Below are 17,294 nucleotides of genomic sequence, written 5' to 3' on the forward strand. Positions count from 1 at the left end.
TCAGTCTGGGGTCGCCCCGAACCCTTGTCAAGGCATCCCGAAAGCCCCTCTGGGCCACTTCTCACGTTGCGGCATCCACAACTCACCTCACATAGAACAACGGGAGCCGCACCCTGAAGGCGAAGACCACGAAGCCCGGGGCGGCGAGGACGAAGGCCCGAAGATCGGCCGGGGGTGGGCGGTGGCCGCACCGCCTCCCGGCACTCCCACGGCCGCGTCAAAGAAGAGTCGAGGTGGAGACCGGCTCCTGACGGACGGCGATCGACTTCGACGTGGGGTGTTGCCGATCGCCGCCGTGGAGTCCAGGGGGACCATAGGCCGACACGGGGTGCCACGGCCGGACGCGCCGGCGGCCGACCGCGGCCCGGGTCCCGGGACACGCGACGAGCCGTGGTCGGGCGCCCGACCACGGCTCGTCCGTCGTGCTCCGCGGCTACGCCGACGCGGCCGCGGTCCGCTCTGTCACCCGCCCGTCAGAGGACCACCACCGAGCGCAGGACGTCGCCGCCGTGCATCCGCTCGAAGGCCTTCTCCACGTCGTCGAGCCCGATGGTCTCCGTGACGAAGGTGTCCAGGTCCAGGCGCTTCTGGAGGTAGAGGTCGATGAGCATGGGGAAGTCACGGTCGGGCAGGCAGTCGCCGTACCAGGAGGACTTCAGGGCACCGCCGCGGCCGAAGACGTCCAGGAGGGGCAGTTCGAGCTTCATCTCCGGAGTCGGCACGCCGACGAGGACGACCGTGCCGGCCAGGTCACGGGCGTAGAAGGCCTGCTTGTAGGTCTCCGGGCGGCCGACCGCCTCGATGACGACGTCGGCGCCGAAACCACCGGTCAGCTCGCGGATCGCCTCGACGGCGTCGGTCTCGCGGGAGTTGACGGCGTGGGTGGCGCCCAGCTTCCTGGCGGTCTTCAGCTTGTGGTCGTCGATGTCCACCGCGATGATCTTCGCGGCGCCCGCCAGCTCGGATCCGAGGACCGCCGCGGCCCCGACACCGCCGCAGCCGATCACGGCCACCGTGTCGCCCCGGCCGACGTTCCCGGTGTTGATCGCGGCACCGATGCCCGCCATCACCCCGCAGCCCAGCAGTCCGGCGACCGCCGGAGCGGCGGCCTTGTCGACCTTGGTGCACTGGCCAGCGGCCACGAGCGTCTTCTCCGCGAAGGCGCCGATGCCCAGCGCCGGGGAGAGCTCGGTGCCGTCGAGCAGGGTCATCTTCTGCGTCGCGTTGTGGGTGGCGAAGCAGTACCAGGGGCGACCGCGCCGACAGGCCCGACAACTACCGCACACCGCACGCCAGTTGAGGATGACGAAATCACCGGGCGCGACATCCGTGACCCCCTCCCCCACCGACTCCACCACACCGGCCGCCTCATGACCGAGCAGGAAGGGGAAGTCGTCGTTGATCCCGCCCTCGCGGTAGTGCAGATCGGTGTGGCAGACGCCGCAGGCCTCGACCTTCACCAGCGCCTCACCCGGCCCGGGGTCGGGCACGACGATCGTTTCCAGGCTGACGGGGGCACCCTTGCCCCGCGCGACGACAGCACGGACCTGGTGAGCCATGGCCACTCCTCGGCTGGTACGAGACCTGTGTCTGATGTTTCTCATCGCGATACGCATAGCGTGTACCGCAACACAGCATCGTGGAGTGCCGACCGGGGGTCAAGGAGTCGCACGGCCGTCCGCGCCGCGTGGGCGGACGGCCGGCCGGACCCTAGACCGCCCGCTCCTCGTCGGTGAGTGCCTGCTCGGCCCAGATGGTCTTGCCCGTGCGGGTGTGGCGGCTGCCCCAGCGCTGGGTGAGCTGAGCGACGAGCAGGAGCCCCCGGCCGCCCTCGTCGAAGGCACGGGCCCGGCGCATGTGCGGAGCGGTGGCGCTGGAGTCGGAGACCTCGCAGATGAGGGTGGCCTCACGGATCAGCCGCAGCTGGATCGGGGACCCCCCGTAGCGGATGGCGTTGGTGACCAGTTCGCTGACGACGAGTTCGGTGACGAAGGTGAGTTCCTCCAGCCGCCAGGCGGCGAGCTGGTCGCAGGCCAGTTTGCGGGCCCGCCCCACGGACGCGGGGTCGGCGGGAACGTCCCAGACAGCGACCCGGTCGTCGTCCAGGGCCCGGGTCCGGGCCAGCAGCAGGGCGACGTCGTCGACGGGACGGTCCGTCAGCAGGCTCCCCAGGACTCCGTCGCAGGTCTCCTCCAGCGGGCGGCCCGTGCCACAGAGTGCCTGGCGCAGCCGGTCGAGCCCGTCGTCCAGGTCGCGGCCGGCCGCGTGGACGAGGCCGTCGGTGTACAGGGCGAACACGCTGCCCTCGGGGACGTCGAACTCCGCGGTCTCGAAGGGCAGACCGCCCACGCCCAGCGGCGGCCCGATCGGCAGGTCGAGGAAGGCGGCCTCGCCGTCGGGGCCGATCAGGGCCGGCGGCGGGTGGCCGGCCCGGGCCATGGAGCAGCGGCGCGCGACGGGGTCGTACACCGCGTACAGACAGGTGGCCCCGATCTCGCCCGGGCTCTCCGTGTCCGCGTCCTCGGCCTCGTCCGCCGTCCGCTCCGAGTCCAGCCGCAGCACGATGTCGTCGAGCTGGGTGAGCAACTCGTCGGGGGCGAGGTCGACGTCGGCCAGGGTGCGTACGGCCGTCCGGAGCCGGCCCATGGTGGCGGACGCCTGGACACCGTGGCCGACGACGTCGCCCACGACCAGCCCCACCCGGGCCCCGGACAGCGGGATGACGTCGAACCAGTCGCCCCCGATGCCGGCGCGGGTACTGGCCGGCTGGTAACGGGAGGCGACCTCGACGGCGGACTGCCGGGGAGCGCGGTGCGGCAGGAGGCTGCGTTGCAGTTCGAGGGCGATGGCGCGCTCGCGGGTGTAGCGGCGCGCGTTGTCGACACAGACGGCGGCGTGGGCGGCGAGCTCCTCGGCCAGCAGCAGGTCGTCCTCGCCGAAGGGCTCGGCCGTGCGATGCCGGGAGAGGATCGACAGGCCGAGGGTGAGGCCGCGGGCGCGCAGGGGCACGGCCATCATCGAGTGGATGCCGTGGACCTCGATGCTGCGGGCCCGCTCCGGTGAGCCCCCCGCCCAGCGCAGCCTGGTGACGTCGTCGGCCTCGTACAGCAGGGCGCGCCCGGTGGCCAGCGCGCGGCCCGACGGCGACCCCTCGTCGTAGGTGTGCCGGCTGCCGACCGGGACGACGGCCTCGGGGCAGCCCTCCAGCACGGACCTGTGGGCGGCGCGGCGGAAGACCAGGGGGGCGGCGTCGGGCGAGGGGGTGGCCTCCTCACCGGCGAGCACGGAGTCCAGCAGGTCCACGATGACGAAGTCGGCCAGATGGTCCGTGCACACCTCGGCGAGTTCCTCGGCGGTACGGGACACGTCGAGGGTGGAGCCGATCCGGTGGCTGGACTCGTTGAGCATGCTCAGGCGTCGGCGGGCCAGGAACTGCTCCGTGCTGTCGATCGCCGCCAGGCACATGCCCCGTACGTTGCCGGAGGCGTCCTTCAACGGGCTGAGGGAGACCAGCCACGCGTGTTCGTGCGCCTCGCCCGGCGCGCGCAGCCATGCCTCGTACGGCATCGGCTCACCCGTTCGCAGCACCCGCCGCACCACGTCGTCGAGGCCCTCGAAGCCCGGCAGCCGGCGCTGCCCGTCGACGGACACCCCCACCCGTCGGCCGAGCAGGTCCTGCTGCGGCCTGCCCATCACCCGCTCCATGGCCGAGTTCGCGGACACCGCGAGCCCGTCCTGGTCGAAGAGCGCGATCGGGACGGGGAGCTGGTCCAGGGCCCACCGGCGCAGCCGGGCGGCGGGCTCCGGCACCGTGGCCGTCAGGAACCACTGCGTCCGGCCCGCGGAGTCCAGCAGGGGATGCGCCTCCAGCTCCAGCTCCACGTCGTGACCGTCCCGGTGCCGTGCGTGCACGGGGCCGCGCCAGTCGGCCGGTTCGGTGAGACGGCTGCGCGCCGCCGCGGGAAGCGCCCGGGCCAGCAGGTCGGCCGCGCGGCGGCCGAGCACCTCGCCGTGCTCGTAGCCGAGCACCCGTCGCGCGGTGTCGCTCCACGCGACCACCAGTCCCCTGGCGTCGACCGCGGCCGTGGCGACACCGTGCTCGCCCATCGTTCCTTCTCTCCGTACGACCGGAGCCGTGGTCCCTGGGCTCACAGATCGACTGCGGGGCACTCTTCCAAGCTTCATTGTGCGCCGGGCGCGCCAGACATGGCGCGCGACCACCCGGAGCACCCGCGCTCCTACCCTGCCACGTCCCGTACCGTCCGGATGCCCACTTGCGACGTCGTCCGGCGGCCCCGGTCGCCGGACCACCCGTGTCCTCCCCCCGCGGCGGGCGGTGGAGCCGGGTGCTCGAGATGTAGCCGCTCCGCGTCGTTCGTGTGCGGTCACTGGTGCCGGACAGGTGACTGCTGAAGACTGGGGAGCGGTGGTGCGACCCGCGGCACGGGGGAACGGGGAGCCGCCGGGCCCCTCGGGGAGGTGCGGCGATGCCGAGCAGGGAGGGACCGCTGGACGACGGGGACGGTCCGTTGGTCGAATTCGCCGCGGGACTGCGGCAGTTGAGGCGCAAGGCCGGTAATCCGCCGTACCGGAGACTGGCGGACCGGGCGCACTACTCGATCTCGCCCCTCTCCTCCGCCGCGTCCGGGCAGCGGCTGCCCACACTGGCGGTGACGCTGGCCTACGTCCGCGCCTGCGCCGGGGACACCGAGGGTGGCGGGAGCGCTGGCCGGCGGCCGCCGAGCTGCTGGGCGAGGTGGCCTAGGGGTCCGAGGCCGACGTCGGCCCGGCTCCCCCGTACACGGGTCTGCGGTCCTTCCGGGAAGGGGACTCCGCGTGGTTCTTCGGGCGGGAGCGGCCGCTGGAGGAGCTGGCCGGGCGGCTGGAGCGGCAGCGGTTCGTGGCGGTGATCGGGGCCTCGGGATCGGGCAAGTCCTCGCTTCTGCGGGCCGGGCTGGTACCCCGGCTGCGGCGGAGCCCGGGCACGACGGTGGTCGTCCCGACGCCTGGGGCACGGCCGTTGGAGGAGTGCGCGGTACGACTGGGGGCGCCGGCGGGCCTGGCACCCGGCGCTCTGTACGGCGAGTTGGGGCAGGACCCGGCCAACCTGGGCCGCGTGGTGCGGCAGATCACCTGCCGGCCCACCCCCGGCCGGGAGCCCGGCGCCGAAGGCCGCCGCGAACTCGTGCTGATCGTCGACCAGTTCGAGGAGTCGTTCACGCTCTGCCGGGACGCCGCCGAGCGGAACCGCTTCGTGGAGGCCCTCGTGTCCGCCGCGGCCGACAGCGGCGGCCGATGTCGTGTCGCCCTGGGCGTCCGCGCCGACTTCTACGCGCACTGCACCCGCCACGCGCCCCTGGTGGAGGCGAGGCCTGGGCCCTGGGCCCGGGACAGCGCCCCCGGCCGGCGCGCACCGTTCCCGGCCGGATCGGGCACGTCAACACGCTGGCGTTCAGCCCGGACGGCCGCACCCCGGCCACCGGCGGCGAGCAGGGCACCGTACGCCTGTGGAACACGACCGACCTCCGCCGCCCCCGCCCGCTGTCCGCCCTGCCGGCCGGCGGCGCCGCCGTCGAGTCCGTGGCCTTCGCGCCCGACGGCCGGACGCTGGCCGGCGCGAGCGCGGACAAGAGGGTGCGGCTGTACGGGCTGACGGCCGTCGGCGACGCCAGTGAACCGGTGCTGCTGAGCGCCCACGCCAAACCCGTGGACACCCTCGCCTTCAGCCCCGACGGCCGCACACTGGCCACCGGCAGCGAGGACTGGACCGCCCTGCTGTGGGACCCCGACGCCGAACACGTCGCCGCCCGTATCTGCGATACGGCCTTCCCGACCGTCTCCCGGGCCGAATGGCGGCAGTACTTCCCGCGCTGGGGGTACCGTCCGCCCTGCGGGGATCGAGGGGATCGAGGCGACCGGACGTCCGAGTGCTCGTCCGCTCGGCGGACTCGGCGGGCTCGGCGGAGAGTGAGGACACCTTGGTGGAGTCGGAGGGTGGCGCGGCCGAGGTTCGGGGGCGGCGCCGGGGCCTGTTCGTCGGGTTGTGCACCTTGGACGTCGTGCAGCTCGTCGACCGGGTGCCGGGGGCGAACGAGAAACTGACGGCACGCGAGCAGCTGGTGGCGGCGGGCGGTCCCGCGGCGAACGCGGCGGTCACGTTCGCCCATCTGGGCGGTTCGGCCACCCTGCTCACGGCGATCGGCCGCCATCCGCTGGGGGCCGCCGTCACCGCGGACCTGGTCCGGCTGGGCGTGACCGTGGTGGACCTGGCGGCCGACTCGGTCGAGCCGCCTGCCGTGTCGTCCGTGCTGGTGACCGCGTCGAGCGGCGACCGGGCCGTCGCCTCGACCAATGCGACGGGCCACCGGCTCGACCCGCCGGACGGCCTCGCCGCGCTGGTGGCGGCCTGCGACATCGTGGAGTTCGACGGCCACCACATGGAACTGGCCGTGGCCGCCGCCCGGGAGGCGCGGGCCGCCGGCCGTCGGACCGTGCTGGACGGTGGCAGCTGGAAGGCCGGGACGGAGCGGCTGTTGCCGTCGGTCGACGTGGCCGTCTGCTCGGAGGACTTCCGCCCGCCCGGCACGGACACGCCGAGGAGCGCGCCCGCCGACATCCTGCGGTTCCTGCGGGACCACGGGGTCTCCCGGTCGGCGGTCAGCCGGGGCGGGCGGTCCCTGGTGTGGGCGGGCCCCGACGGCGGGGGCACCGTGGCCGTTCCCGCCGTGCGGGTGGCGGACACGCTGGGCGCGGGTGACGTCCTGCACGGGGCCCTCGTCCACGGCCTCGCCGGGCGTGCCGTGTTGACGTCGAACGCTTTCGTCGAGGCCCTGCGGGAAGCGACGGCGGTGGCCTCGCGGGCGTGCGCGTCGTTCGGGACACGGGCGTGGCTGCACGAGGGGTGAGCCGACGACCGTGACACCGTGACGCCCGGCCGGCAGCTCCGGCACACGCCGACGGGCGCGGGAGGTGGTGGCGCCGGCCGACCTCGCGGCCGAAACCGGCGACCCATCGGCGGCGTTCCACCGCCTCGACGAGGCTCAGTCGGTGGCCGACGGCAGCTTCGCAGCAGACCCCGGAGCCTGTTCCTCCGGCCGCGACGCGGGCGCGAGGCGTACACCCGCGGGAGGTGCGAGGCCGGTCAGGAGGCCACGGTGGACGGAAGGGGGTGGACTCCCTGGGGGGTGGGGGGCGTCTCGCGGACGGCGCTGGGAGCGGGGGTCGTCTCGCGGGCCGCAAGGCAGTCTTCGAGGAAGGCGAGCGCGCGCAGATGGTAGGCGCGGGCGGCCCGCCCGAGGCTGATGTTGTGTCCGGCCCCCGGCTGACGCTCGACGCTCACCCTCGGTGCGGCCGTGAAGTGCGCGACCAGGTCGGTGAGGGCCTCGTCGTCATGGCGCCACCAGCTCTCGTGTTCGGCGAAGGTCAGCCGTACCGGCACGCGGACGCGGGGGGCCGTGGAGCGGAACAGCAGCGGCCAGCGGGCCAGTTCGGCCCGCTCCAGTGCGGGCACGGGCTCGACGATCGAGCCGCTCTCCCGGAAGGTGCCCGAGGGATAGAGCCGCAGCGGCCCCCAACTCCTGCGCAGTTGCCCGCTGTTGTGGGCGGTGGGCAGGTCGTGCGGCTCGACGGCGTACAGATGGCCGCAGCCGGAGATGTCGATCCCGAGCAGATGCGGCGGGCCGGCGTCGGCGGCCGCGGTGAGGGCCACCTTGCCGCCGTAGGAGTGGGCGAGCAGGAACAGGCCGGCGCCCGTGTCGTGACGGGAGGTGAAGTCGCGCAGCGCCGCGCGCAGCGACAGGGCCTGTTCCGCCAGGCCCTGTCCCTCGGGCAGCCGGGCGGCGGAGTGCCGGTAGCCCGGCCGGTCCACGGCCAGGACGGTGTGGCCGAGGCTCGCCCCCAGCGTGAGCAGCGACTGCTGGGGATGGGCCCGGCAGTCGAAGTAACCCGCGTTCATGCCGCCGCCGTGCACCGCGACGACGACGGCGCGCGGGGAGCCGCCGGGCGGCTCGCTGAGCAGCGCGGAGAGCGGCAGCCCGGCCGCGTCCAGGGTGATCCGGCGTACCCCGTGCGGGGACTCGTGGGCCGGTCCGGTCATGGGCGTTCTCCTCCGTGGCTCGGCGTTGGCGGGTACCTGCGGCCACCGGCCGAGGTCAGGGTCCCCCGTCCCGCCGGTGCCCGCACCCGGGCCGCGGCGAGCGGGTGAACGGCCGTCACGAGACGGGCGCCGCCCATTCGACGAACTGGACGACCACACCGTTGGGGTCGGTGACCCGGAAGAGGCGCTCGCCCCACGGCTCTTCCCGCAGCGGCAAGGGTGATGTCGACGCCCGCTGCCCGGAGTCCGTCCTCTTCCTGGGCGATGCCCGAGTCGAGGGTGAACGCGAGGATGAGCCCTCCGGCGCGTTGGTCGCGCTGATCGGCCGGCAGGACCTCCGTGCCGCGGCGCAGTAGGACGATGTCGGCGGCGGCGGTACGGCCCATCGCGGAGATCGCCTCCGCCGCCCGTGTCGCCAAGAAGACCGTGACCAACTACTTCCCGCGCAAGGAGGACGTGGCCCTCGACCATCAGGACGCGTTCGTGGCGGGCCTGGCCGAGGCCGTCCGCACCCGTCCCGCCGGGGAGTCCGCCCTCGGGGCGCTGCGCCACGCCTTCGAGGCCGCAGTCGCCGCCCAGGACCCGGTCATCGGTTTCGCCGGCCCGGACTTCTCCCGGATGGTCCATGAGAGTCCGACCCTCTCGGCCTGCCTGCGCACCCTGCACGACCGGCGCGAGGACGCACTCGCCACCGCCCTCGCCGAGGCCACCGGCTGCTCCCCCGACGACATCACCGCGCGCACCGCCGCGGCCCTCCTCTCGGCGGTGCACCGCGTCCTGTTCCAGCGCGTCCAGGAGCTGACCCTCGCCGGCCGTTCGAACGACGACATCGCCGCAGTCGTCGCGAGCGAGACCGCCGATGCGTTCGGCCTGCTGGAACCTGCCCTCCGGCACTACGCGGTGGCCTGAGCGCCACCGCCCGAGCCGGGACGGCGGCGGCGCGGGCGCCCACGTCGGCGGCGGGGCTCCGGCGCGCACAGCAGCCAGGCGGCGAGGGCCGTGGCGAGAACGGCCGCCCACACCACATGCGCGTCGTCCCAGCGGGGATCGAGCGGGGGCACGAAGAGGGCGAAGCGGGGAGGCAACAGGACACCCGCCGTGATCGGGAGCGCCACGACGGCGCCGGCCACGGCGGGCCCCGGTGCGCGCGCCTGGCCGAACCGCACCGCCGCGGCGGCGAGGGCGAGCGCGGTCACGCACAGGGCGGCGGCCTCGACGGTCACCGCCCCCGACGGCAGCGCGGCCCGGTGCTCGGGGTCGGCGCCGACCCGTGCGACGGCCAGGACCGCCGTCCACCACACCACGACCGCCGGGACCACTACGGCCGCCCGCAGCGCCTGGCGCAGCGGGCGCGGCACGGGCGGGACACCGGTGGTGTGCCGGGCCGGATCGTCCAGGACGAAGGCCGTCCCCACCGCCCCGCACAGCGCCGCCGCCCGCATCACATTGACCAGCACCTCCGCGGGGAGGTCCAGGGAGAGCAGGGCCGGTACGGCGGCGATGACCAGCCCCAGTGCCCAGCCGGCGGCCGCCGTCCTCCACGGCAGCGACCGCGCCGTGGGCCGCAGCAGCGCCACGACCACCGGAAGCCGCCGACGGCCGCGCACCGGCGGCTCTGCCCTGCGCACGGACTCCCGCGCCGTGCACACGGACTCTCGCGTCATGCGCACTGGTACTCCCGGTCGTCGGCGGTCTCGGCCGGGGCGGTGACACCGAGCAGGGCCGCGGCACGGTCGGTGGTCGTACCGGGAGCGGACAGCTCCGCCCAGGACGCCTTCACCGCGCGCTCCACCTCGCCCCGCGGGCGCGCGAACAGGGCCTGGACGACGGCGAGTTCGCGGCCCCGCAGGGCGACGGCGGTCGCGGGGGCCTGGATCACTCCGGGACTGTTGTGGTCGTCGCCGGTCCTGTCGAACACGGCCTCACCGTCCCGGGTGGCGCGGACCGCCAGCCACACCATCAGAACGCCCCGCGCGTCGCAGTACGCTCCCTCGTACCGCTCGTGCCCGACGACGAGGCCCCGGGCGACGCCCGCCGCGAACTCCAGTTCCCGTGCACCGCCCCACGCGGTGCTGGCCGTCACCTCACCGGGCGCGGCGGGCGCGAGCTCCCTGACGCCCGAGGGCCCGTCGAGCGCGGCGACCCGCTGCCGTACGGTCAGTGCCCGCTCCGCGTCCGGTGCGCCGGCCAGCGCTCGCACCCGGTCGGTGACCCGGGCCCAGTCGTCGATCCAGGGGGTGAACTCGGGGAAGGCGCAGTACGTCGTGGTCCCGTGCCGCTCGCAGTCCTGCACCTGCGCCGGGTCACGGGTCGCCACCTCCCGGGCCGCGCGCACCGCGTCCGAGGGCGCCGTCCCCTGGAGGACGACGGCCAGCACGGTCACGCCGAGCGCGCCCAGGGCGGTGGCCCGAACCGCGCGCGTACGGCCCCCGCTCAGCAGCACCGCACCCGCCGTCACCAGGACCGCGAGCGCCAGCAGATACAGCGCGTGGCTCGCCGCCGGCCTGCCCAGCAGGTCGGACGGCAGCGGCCTGGCGCCCTCGTCGAACATCACGGGGGCCAGCCCGCGCACCCACGCCGGGCTGCTGGAGTCGGCGACGAAGACCATGGTGAACGCCAGGAAGGCGACCACGGCCAGCGGGGCGACGAACGCCGACCGGGCGACCCGCGCGAGCAGCACTCCCACGGCGCCGGGCAGGAGGATCAGCAGCGGCCCGGTCACCAGCTCGGACACCGAACCGTGGCCGACCGCCCCGGGTTTCAGTGCCGCCGCCGTGAACTGTCCGGCCACGATCAGCGCCCCCACCAGGACGGACGGCAGCACGGACAGCGCATGCGCGACCGTGCGCCGCCACGGCGGCAGGACCAGCACCGAGAAGGACGCGTCCGTGCCCCGCCGGTGGGAGCGGAGCACCGCCAGATTCACGGCGACCAACACCGCCAGTCCCAGCAGCAGTTGTCCCGTCTGGGTCTCGCGGTCGATGTCCTGGAGGACCGGATGGGCGTCCTCCGGCTCGGCGCCGGGCCACAGGACGAGGGTCAGATACGCCACCAGGGCGATCAGCACGAGGGGGTGCAGCAGCAGACGCCGTGCCTCGACCCGGGCGAGCGCGAGCATGGCCCGTCGGCCGCCCCGGACCCGTACCGGATCCGGCTTCGGTCGCGGCGTCGGCTTCGGCGCGGTCGCGGGGCGGCCGGTGATGGCCGTCATGCCGTCACCTCCGCCACCGGGGCGCCGCCGAGCGCCAGCAGGTAGCCGTCCTCCAGCGTCGGTTCGACCAGCCGGGCGCCCTCGGGCGGGTCCCCTACGTTGCGGAACTCGCCCGTCCCGGTGCGCCATCCGGCTCTGGCGCCCGGCTGCCGTTCCCCGCTGTGCCACACCCGGCCGTCCGCCACCGCCGTCAGTTCGGCGGCCGTACCGTCGAACCGCACGCGCCCCTTGTCCATCACCACCACCCGATGGCACAGCATCGCCACGTCCTCGGTCTGGTGGGTGGACAGCAGCACCGTCCGGCCCTCGCCGGCCTCCGCGATCAACTCCCGGAACCGCATGCGCTGTTCGGGATCCAGGCCGACCGTGGGCTCGTCCAGGACGAGGAAGCCGGGGTCGCCGACCAGGGCCGCCGCGAGGGCGACGCGCTGTCGCATGCCGCCGGAGAGCCGCCGTATCCGCTTGCCGCGCTCGCTTGCGAGACCGACCGCGTCCAGGACCCGTCGGGCCTCGGTGTGGCGGGCGCGCCGGTCTGTCAGTTCCTTGAGGATCGCGACGTAGTCGATGAATTCGAAGGCGGTGAAGTCCGGGTGGAATCCGGGGTTCTGCGGCAGGTAGCCCAGGGCCCTGCGCGCGTTCTGCCGTCCGTGGACCGTGCTCGGATCGTGCCCGAGGACGGTGAGGGCGCCGTGGTCGGGGGGCGTCGCCGTCGCCAGGATCCGCAACAGCGTCGTCTTGCCCGCGCCGTTCGGGCCGAGCAGCCCCGTCACCCCTTCGGCGAACCGCAGCGTCACGTCGTCCACCGCTCTCGTACCGCGATAGCTCAGGGTCAGCCCGGCGGCCGAGACCGTGGGTCGTGTCATGACAGCCTCCAGGCTGTGGATCAGAGGGATCGAGAACGTCGTGGGGAGCGGAAGGAAGGGCTCTGGGCGCGGCCGCTGTCGAAGCGGTCCCGTGCCGCCACCAGCAGCACCGACGCCAGCACCGCGATGCCCGCCGCCGCGCCCTGGCCCTGCGCGGTGAAGGGCAGTGGCGTCCCGGACGCCAGCAGTCGGCTCAGCACCACCAGTGCGGTCCAGCCGGCCCCGACCAGCGCAGGCGCGAGGACGGGGCCGAGCCGAGCGGTCAGCGCGACGCCCGTCGAGGTCAGCGCGAGAGCGGGCAGCAGCCAGCCGAGCGCCGCCAGGCCGTACGACGGCAGGGCAAGACTCGCCAGCGCGCTGAGCGCCGTCGTCGTCGCCAGCACCGCGACCGCCCGCACCATCAGCAGACGGAAGGTGTGCATCGGCGCGACCACGGCCGTCTCGTACGTCGGGTCGAGCCCCGGCCCGAAGGAGACCGCGACCCCCGCGAGGGGCAGCAGCGGCGCCGTGGCCAGGAGCATCAGCGGTGACGCGGCCAGGCCCACGCCGACCGCGAGCAGCAGCGTGAGGACCACGGCGCCGAGCCAGGAACGGCGCAGCACCGGGGTGGCGGCGAGCAGTCGCGCGGTGTGGTCGGCCACTCCCAGCCGGATCAGCGACGACTCGACGGGGCCGGGCCTCGGGGTGTCCAGCGCGGCCTCCAGCCGGGCCCAACCCGCGCTGATCTCGGCGGGCGGGACGTGGGACGACAGGGCGGCCCGGCAGTCGGCGCAGGCCGCGAGGTGCGTCTCGACGGACCACAGCCGGGGGGCCGCGAGCGTTCCGCAGGCGTAGTCCCGCAGGTCCTCGTCGTCGGCGTGCCAGCTCATGTGAGGCCCTCCCGCAGTTGCTTCCGGGCGCGCATGGCCCGGGTCTTGACCGTGCCCGGGGGAATGCCGAGCAGGACCGCCGCCTCACGTGTCGTCAGGCCGTCGATCACGGTGGCCTGGAGGACCGCCCGCAGTTCCGGGGAGAGTCCGGCGAGCGGGTCGGCGAGGTCGCCGTGCTGCACCCGGGCCAGCACCTGTTCCTCGGCCGACGCCTCGTCACGCTGCCGCAGCCGGGCGAGCATCTGGCGCAGTCGGCCCCGGGCCCCGTCGCCCCGCAGCGCGTCCACCAGCCGCCGAGACCCGATGCGCCACAGCCAGCCGGCCACGTCGCCCTCACGGTGGTAGCGGGCGGCGCCCCGCCAGACGTCGAGGAACGTCTCCTGGACGACGTCGTCGACCAGCACCGGATCGGCGCACCGTCCGCGCAGCCGCAGCACGAGCCAGGGCGCGTACCGGCGGTACAGCTCCTCGAAGGCGCGACGATCCCCGTCCGCGACCGCCCGCAACAGCTCGGCGTCGCCCGGACTCCCCCGTTTCAATTCGCTCACACCCCCTCATCGGACGAGGTGCCCCGAACGGTTCACACCGCGACCGACGAGGTTCCCCGGTAAGGGAGTCGACCATGGCGAAGGGCTCCGCACGAGACGTTCTCGTGCGGAGCCCTTCGCCGGAGCGGACGACTGTGTGTCAGCCGACGGTTCGCCCGGGGCTCCGCACACCCTGCAGAAAGCGTCCTCGGACGGCTCACAGGACTGGAAGCTCGTCCGCTAGGGGTCCGGGGCGGGGCCGGAATCCTTGACGGAGTCACGGCGGAGGCTGTCAGCGTGATCCGATGACCGCGACGCCGCCGAGCACCGGCGGCGGGAAGCGGACCGCCTTCGTCACCCGGCTCCCATCCACCGCTGGACCACGGTGAAGTCCCCGACACTCATGCCGACTTGGGGTTCGACGCGGTGCAGGAGGGCCCGTCCCGGGTGATGACGCGCCACCCAGGCGCGGTCGAGGCCGGTGATCTCGTCGTCGACCCAGACGAACGGGCGCCCTGCGGCCTCGCGGACGAGGGCCCGGGTCTTCCAGTGCAGCAGATCCGCCCGATCCTCCTCCGGTGCCTCCGGCAGGTCGACGACCGGCCACCGGGGCAGCCCGAGCAGCGGGGCTATCACCTCGTTGGCATCGTCCATCCACGCCGTGGCCCACATCGGCTCGCAGGTCAGCCCCAGCAGGCGCGGCCCGTGCGCGCGGTCGATCCGCGCCAGCTGCGGATTCGACGTGTGCTGCCAGGCGACCCACTCGCCGGCGGCCGAGGGGAGCCGTGCCCCGCCGTAGGGCAGGAGGGTGCCGTCGACGTCCAGGAAGAGCAGCGGGCGGTGCGTGTCCGTGGTCATGACCGCGCCCCGGCCGTGGAGCCGTCGGTCTCCGTGCGGTCATCCATGGCCCTGGGACCGTCGGTGTCGGCGGGCCCGCCGGTGGCCGTGGGGTGGCCGCCCTCCCAGCGGAGCAGGTCTCCCGGCTGGCATTCGAGTACCTCGCAGAGCGCGGCGAGGGTGGTGAAGCGGACGGCCTTGGCGCGGCCGTTCTTGAGCACCGCCAGGTTCGCGGGGGTGATGCCGACGCGTTCCGCGAGTTCACCCACGGACATCTTCCGCCTGGCCAGCATCACGTCGATGTCGACGGCGATCGGCATCAGATCACCTCGGCCAGCTCGGCCCGCATCCGGGTCGCCTCGATGTCACGGTTGACGGCCTGCGCGAGCAGCATGCGCAGGACGAGGACGATGAGCACCATCCCCAGCACCGCCAGGCCGGCACCGCCGACCAACAGGACGACGCCGGGGGCCACCGCCTCTCCCGGGGCCAGCACCACCCCGAGCGCGAACACCAGGAGCGCCGCCGCCACCATCGCGCCGATCACCCCGTGCACGTAGCGGAAGGCCGCGTGGGAGAAGACCGTGTCACGCCGGACCATCGTCACCAGCCGCCACACACAGCCGAGAACGACCTGGACGGTCACCACGCCGAGGACCACGATCACCAGCGTCGGCGTGCGGATGTGCGCCACGTCCGCGTCGAGCCCCTTCAGATCGGCGGCCAGCAACGGCACCATCACCACCTGCACGAACACCGCACCGACGAACAACCCCACGATCACGACCCGCAACGCCAGCACCGTCAGCTTCCCCATGACAGCCTCCTTCACCCCTTCGCTCGAACCACGGTAGAAACCTATCGATATTCGATAGATTCATCAACCGGCCAGGGGTGGCCGTCAGAACGACACGTCGAAGCAGCCGATGTCCTGGAGGGCGACCTCCAGACCGGCGGCTCGGCGGCCACCGTCCTTGAAGCACACCTCCTGGAGCCCTTCCGCCACGATGTCGCGCAGGCACTGATCACCCGCTCCTTGGCCCTGGACCTCGAACAGCCGGCGCGCGTCTCCACGGTGATCCCGCCCGTGGTGGAGACCTGCGTAGCCTCGCGCAATCGGCTACGCAAAGGTGGGTGAAGGGGGCGCCGGCGCGGAGGGCAGGCCGGTCGGGATCGTGGCTCCGAGGTCAGGGCATCAGGGCATCAGGGCGAGGAGTCTGATCTCCGGGGCCAGGGCTCCGGGCCGGCCGAGGGAGCGGAAGTCGGCCTCGACGGCGGCCGGATCGAGCACGCCGGCGTACCGGACGACCGACCACAGGAAGGCGTCCAGGTTGTCGTACTGCGTGTCGGCCTCGACGACCTGCTCCTCGTGGAACCACGCCGCGACACGGCCGCTGGTGAGGACGACGTAGTAGTCGCCTCCGCCGTCGCAGCCGATGGACCACACGTCGTCGTCGGAGAGTTCCGTCTCGTGGTCGGTGTCCAGGATCACCGCGTCGTTCTTCGCGAACTCGAAGGCGTACGACCAGTCGGCGATGTCGAGGAACCGCACCATGGCTCCCGAGTGGACCCTGCGGTCGAACGCGGCCGGCGCGGTCGCGGCGGCGGGCGGGAGTCCGGTGAGGAAGGGGGCGACCGGGCGGGTCGACGCGCAACGTCGACGCGCTCCTCGTCGGGGAACAGCCCGCCAGGTCGGCGTCCAGTCCGCTCTCCACATATCCCGTCAACTGATCGACGGTCAAAGGCGTACGGGGAGGCCAACCGAGGCGTACGGGGCGGAGAGCGCCTGCTCAGCGAGTTACGTATGCCTCTGCGTACTTCCACCGACGTCCGCTCACGCCGTCACACCGAGATGAACGGCTCCGTCAGATGCGGCGTCGCCAGGTGCAGCGTGGTGGCGGTTCCACGGTCGAGCATGCGCTCCCTCGCGTGCCGGGCCGCCTCAGGGTCGGCCTCGTGCGAGTAGGCGAGCTCGGGATGGAGCAGTTGGAGTGCGTGCACCAGGAGATCGCCGGTGACGAGCGCCCGTTCACGTCCGTCGGCGACCAGCACGCTCTGGTGCCCGGGCGTGTGACCGGGTGTGGCGACCACGCGCCCGGCGCGCAGTGCCGTGTCCCCGTCGAGGAGCCGGAGCTGACCGGTCGCCAGGAGCGGGTCGGTGAGGGTATCGCGAAGGTGCGGGTTGAGCACGTCGAGGACGTCGAACTCGGCCCGCTGAAGCAGGTATTCGGCGTTCGGGAAATAGGGGCGGCGGCCACTGGTCGAGACGCCGGTCGAGGCGTTGCCGTCCACGGTGCCGCCCGCCGAGAGGACGACCGCTTCCGTCACGACCGCCCAGCCGACGTGGTCGGTGTGCAGATGTGTGAGCACCACCGTGTCGACGTCGGCCGGGTCGATGCCCGCGGCGGTGAGCGACTCGGGGAGCACGCCGGGCACGGGCGCCCACGAACCGGCCGGGCTGTCCGCCGGACCGATCCCGGCGTCCACGACGGTCAGGCCCCTGTCGCTGCGGATCGCGTACGCGCGGAACCGGAGCCACCAGCGGCCCTCGGCGTCGACCGCGCCCGGGTCGTAGCGGTCGGCCTCGGCCCACTGGGCGGCCGTTGCCTCGGGGAAGGCCTCGGTGCGCGGGGAGAAGAACGGGCCCTCGGCGTCGGCCAGAGCGATGATCTCGGTCGAGCCGATCCGGAGGCGGGGAACGCTGATTGGCATGGCCGCGATCCTTCCATGCCCTGTACGCAGGCGGCGGTTCACCACGTGCCGTGACGATCTCGGTGTGCAGGCGTGATCTCGGACACGGCACTGTCTCTGGGTATCGGCGCCGTCGAATGGGTACCGGCGCCGTCGAAGCTGAGTACGCGCACTCAGGATCCGGTGCCGCGGCCGCCCCGA

The 17,294-nt window shown here is 73.7% G+C and carries 17 protein-coding genes and 1 pseudogene; 5 read left to right on the top strand and 13 right to left on the bottom strand.

Going from position 1 to position 17,294, the window contains the following annotated elements; all coding sequences use genetic code 11:
- Positions 1-473: 473 nt before the first annotated feature.
- Positions 474-1,559, bottom strand: a complete 1,086-nt coding sequence (locus ACZ9QC_RS01940) for an S-(hydroxymethyl)mycothiol dehydrogenase (RefSeq protein ID WP_472918482.1) — start codon at positions 1,557-1,559, stop codon at positions 474-476.
- A 151-nt stretch (positions 1,560-1,710) separates the two neighbouring features.
- Positions 1,711-4,107, bottom strand: coding sequence for an ATP-binding SpoIIE family protein phosphatase (locus ACZ9QC_RS01945; RefSeq protein WP_472918483.1), 2,397 nt, complete (start codon positions 4,105-4,107; stop codon positions 1,711-1,713).
- A 700-nt stretch (positions 4,108-4,807) separates the two neighbouring features.
- Here ACZ9QC_RS01945 and ACZ9QC_RS01950 point away from each other — a divergent pair.
- The 3 genes and pseudogenes from ACZ9QC_RS01950 to ACZ9QC_RS01960 form a co-directional block, all read left to right on the top strand.
- Positions 4,808-5,308, top strand: a pseudogene (locus tag ACZ9QC_RS01950) (nSTAND1 domain-containing NTPase); the annotation flags it as partial.
- Positions 5,296-6,102: a WD40 repeat domain-containing protein gene (locus ACZ9QC_RS01955; RefSeq protein WP_472918484.1), complete on the top strand. Its 807-nt coding sequence runs from the start codon at positions 5,296-5,298 to the stop codon at positions 6,100-6,102. The pseudogene ACZ9QC_RS01950 and the gene ACZ9QC_RS01955, both read left to right, overlap by 13 nt.
- On the top strand, positions 6,030-6,905 hold the full coding sequence (locus tag ACZ9QC_RS01960) for a PfkB family carbohydrate kinase (protein ID WP_472921980.1): 876 nt from the start codon (positions 6,030-6,032) through the stop codon (positions 6,903-6,905). The genes ACZ9QC_RS01955 and ACZ9QC_RS01960 overlap by 73 nt, the downstream gene beginning before the upstream one ends.
- A gap of 236 nt (positions 6,906-7,141) precedes the next feature.
- On the opposite strand, the gene ACZ9QC_RS01965 is transcribed toward ACZ9QC_RS01960, so the two are convergent.
- Entirely contained in the window at positions 7,142-8,095 is a 954-nt protein-coding gene (locus ACZ9QC_RS01965; protein ID WP_472918485.1) for an alpha/beta hydrolase, read from the bottom strand.
- Positions 8,096-8,265: 170 nt separating this feature from the next.
- On the opposite strand from ACZ9QC_RS01965, the gene ACZ9QC_RS01970 reads away from it, so the two are divergent.
- Entirely contained in the window at positions 8,266-8,451 is a 186-nt protein-coding gene (locus ACZ9QC_RS01970) for a hypothetical protein (RefSeq protein WP_472918486.1), read from the top strand.
- Positions 8,452-8,455: 4 nt separating this feature from the next.
- Positions 8,456-9,004 (top strand): TetR/AcrR family transcriptional regulator, encoded by a 549-nt coding sequence (locus ACZ9QC_RS01975; RefSeq protein ID WP_472918487.1) that lies wholly within the window; start codon positions 8,456-8,458, stop codon positions 9,002-9,004.
- On the opposite strand, the gene ACZ9QC_RS01980 is transcribed toward ACZ9QC_RS01975, so the two are convergent.
- The 10 genes from ACZ9QC_RS01980 to ACZ9QC_RS02025 form a co-directional block, all read right to left on the bottom strand.
- The gene (locus ACZ9QC_RS01980) at positions 8,989-9,759 is read right to left on the bottom strand and encodes an ABC transporter (RefSeq protein WP_472918488.1); all 771 of its coding nucleotides are present in this window, start codon (positions 9,757-9,759) and stop codon (positions 8,989-8,991) included. The genes ACZ9QC_RS01975 and ACZ9QC_RS01980 overlap by 16 nt on opposite strands.
- Positions 9,756-11,306, bottom strand: coding sequence for an ABC transporter permease (locus ACZ9QC_RS01985; RefSeq protein WP_472918489.1), 1,551 nt, complete (start codon positions 11,304-11,306; stop codon positions 9,756-9,758). Before ACZ9QC_RS01985 ends, ACZ9QC_RS01980 begins: the two co-directional genes overlap by 4 nt.
- Entirely contained in the window at positions 11,303-12,169 is an 867-nt protein-coding gene (locus ACZ9QC_RS01990; RefSeq protein WP_472918490.1) for an ABC transporter ATP-binding protein, read from the bottom strand. The genes ACZ9QC_RS01985 and ACZ9QC_RS01990 overlap by 4 nt, the downstream gene beginning before the upstream one ends.
- 20 nt (positions 12,170-12,189) lie before the next feature.
- Positions 12,190-13,038 (bottom strand): cupin domain-containing protein, encoded by an 849-nt coding sequence (locus tag ACZ9QC_RS01995; protein ID WP_472918491.1) that lies wholly within the window; start codon positions 13,036-13,038, stop codon positions 12,190-12,192.
- Positions 13,035-13,586, bottom strand: coding sequence for an RNA polymerase sigma factor (locus ACZ9QC_RS02000; RefSeq protein WP_472918492.1), 552 nt, complete (start codon positions 13,584-13,586; stop codon positions 13,035-13,037). Before ACZ9QC_RS02000 ends, ACZ9QC_RS01995 begins: the two co-directional genes overlap by 4 nt.
- 333 nt (positions 13,587-13,919) lie before the next feature.
- Positions 13,920-14,423 (bottom strand): HAD domain-containing protein, encoded by a 504-nt coding sequence (locus tag ACZ9QC_RS02005; RefSeq protein ID WP_472918493.1) that lies wholly within the window; start codon positions 14,421-14,423, stop codon positions 13,920-13,922.
- Positions 14,420-14,722 (bottom strand): helix-turn-helix domain-containing protein, encoded by a 303-nt coding sequence (locus ACZ9QC_RS02010; protein ID WP_472918494.1) that lies wholly within the window; start codon positions 14,720-14,722, stop codon positions 14,420-14,422. The genes ACZ9QC_RS02005 and ACZ9QC_RS02010 overlap by 4 nt, the downstream gene beginning before the upstream one ends.
- A complete protein-coding gene (locus tag ACZ9QC_RS02015) occupies positions 14,722-15,219 on the bottom strand; it encodes a DUF2975 domain-containing protein (RefSeq protein ID WP_472918495.1) in 498 nt (165 codons plus the stop codon). Before ACZ9QC_RS02015 ends, ACZ9QC_RS02010 begins: the two co-directional genes overlap by 1 nt.
- A gap of 378 nt (positions 15,220-15,597) precedes the next feature.
- On the bottom strand, positions 15,598-15,957 hold the full coding sequence (locus ACZ9QC_RS02020; RefSeq protein ID WP_472918496.1) for a hypothetical protein: 360 nt from the start codon (positions 15,955-15,957) through the stop codon (positions 15,598-15,600).
- A gap of 287 nt (positions 15,958-16,244) precedes the next feature.
- Positions 16,245-17,114 carry an MBL fold metallo-hydrolase gene (locus tag ACZ9QC_RS02025; RefSeq protein WP_472918497.1) on the bottom strand — a complete coding sequence of 290 codons (870 nt, stop codon included), beginning with the start codon at positions 17,112-17,114 and terminating at the stop codon, positions 16,245-16,247.
- Positions 17,115-17,294 lie beyond the last annotated feature (180 nt).

Source organism: Streptomyces sp. HUAS MS02, assembly GCF_055702265.1.

What these genes read in the sequence shown, in the direction of transcription:
- ACZ9QC_RS01955 (WP_472918484.1), top strand. Translation starts at nt 5,296, where the DNA reads ATGTCGTGTCGCCCTGGGCGTCCGCGCCGACTTCTACGCGCACTGCAC.
- ACZ9QC_RS01945 (WP_472918483.1), bottom strand. Translation starts at nt 4,107, where the DNA reads ATGGGCGAGCACGGTGTCGCCACGGCCGCGGTCGACGCCAGGGGACTG.
- ACZ9QC_RS01985 (WP_472918489.1), bottom strand. Translation starts at nt 11,306, where the DNA reads ATGACGGCCATCACCGGCCGCCCCGCGACCGCGCCGAAGCCGACGCCG.
- ACZ9QC_RS01980 (WP_472918488.1), bottom strand. Translation starts at nt 9,759, where the DNA reads ATGACGCGAGAGTCCGTGTGCACGGCGCGGGAGTCCGTGCGCAGGGCA.
- ACZ9QC_RS01995 (WP_472918491.1), bottom strand. Translation starts at nt 13,038, where the DNA reads ATGAGCTGGCACGCCGACGACGAGGACCTGCGGGACTACGCCTGCGGA.
- ACZ9QC_RS02015 (WP_472918495.1), bottom strand. Translation starts at nt 15,219, where the DNA reads ATGGGGAAGCTGACGGTGCTGGCGTTGCGGGTCGTGATCGTGGGGTTG.
- ACZ9QC_RS01940 (WP_472918482.1), bottom strand. Translation starts at nt 1,559, where the DNA reads ATGGCTCACCAGGTCCGTGCTGTCGTCGCGCGGGGCAAGGGTGCCCCC.
- ACZ9QC_RS01965 (WP_472918485.1), bottom strand. Translation starts at nt 8,095, where the DNA reads ATGACCGGACCGGCCCACGAGTCCCCGCACGGGGTACGCCGGATCACC.
- ACZ9QC_RS02010 (WP_472918494.1), bottom strand. Translation starts at nt 14,722, where the DNA reads ATGCCGATCGCCGTCGACATCGACGTGATGCTGGCCAGGCGGAAGATG.
- ACZ9QC_RS01975 (WP_472918487.1), top strand. Translation starts at nt 8,456, where the DNA reads ATGTCGGCGGCGGCGGTACGGCCCATCGCGGAGATCGCCTCCGCCGCC.
- ACZ9QC_RS01990 (WP_472918490.1), bottom strand. Translation starts at nt 12,169, where the DNA reads ATGACACGACCCACGGTCTCGGCCGCCGGGCTGACCCTGAGCTATCGC.
- ACZ9QC_RS02020 (WP_472918496.1), bottom strand. Translation starts at nt 15,957, where the DNA reads ATGGTGCGGTTCCTCGACATCGCCGACTGGTCGTACGCCTTCGAGTTC.
- ACZ9QC_RS02025 (WP_472918497.1), bottom strand. Translation starts at nt 17,114, where the DNA reads ATGCCAATCAGCGTTCCCCGCCTCCGGATCGGCTCGACCGAGATCATC.
- ACZ9QC_RS02005 (WP_472918493.1), bottom strand. Translation starts at nt 14,423, where the DNA reads ATGACCACGGACACGCACCGCCCGCTGCTCTTCCTGGACGTCGACGGC.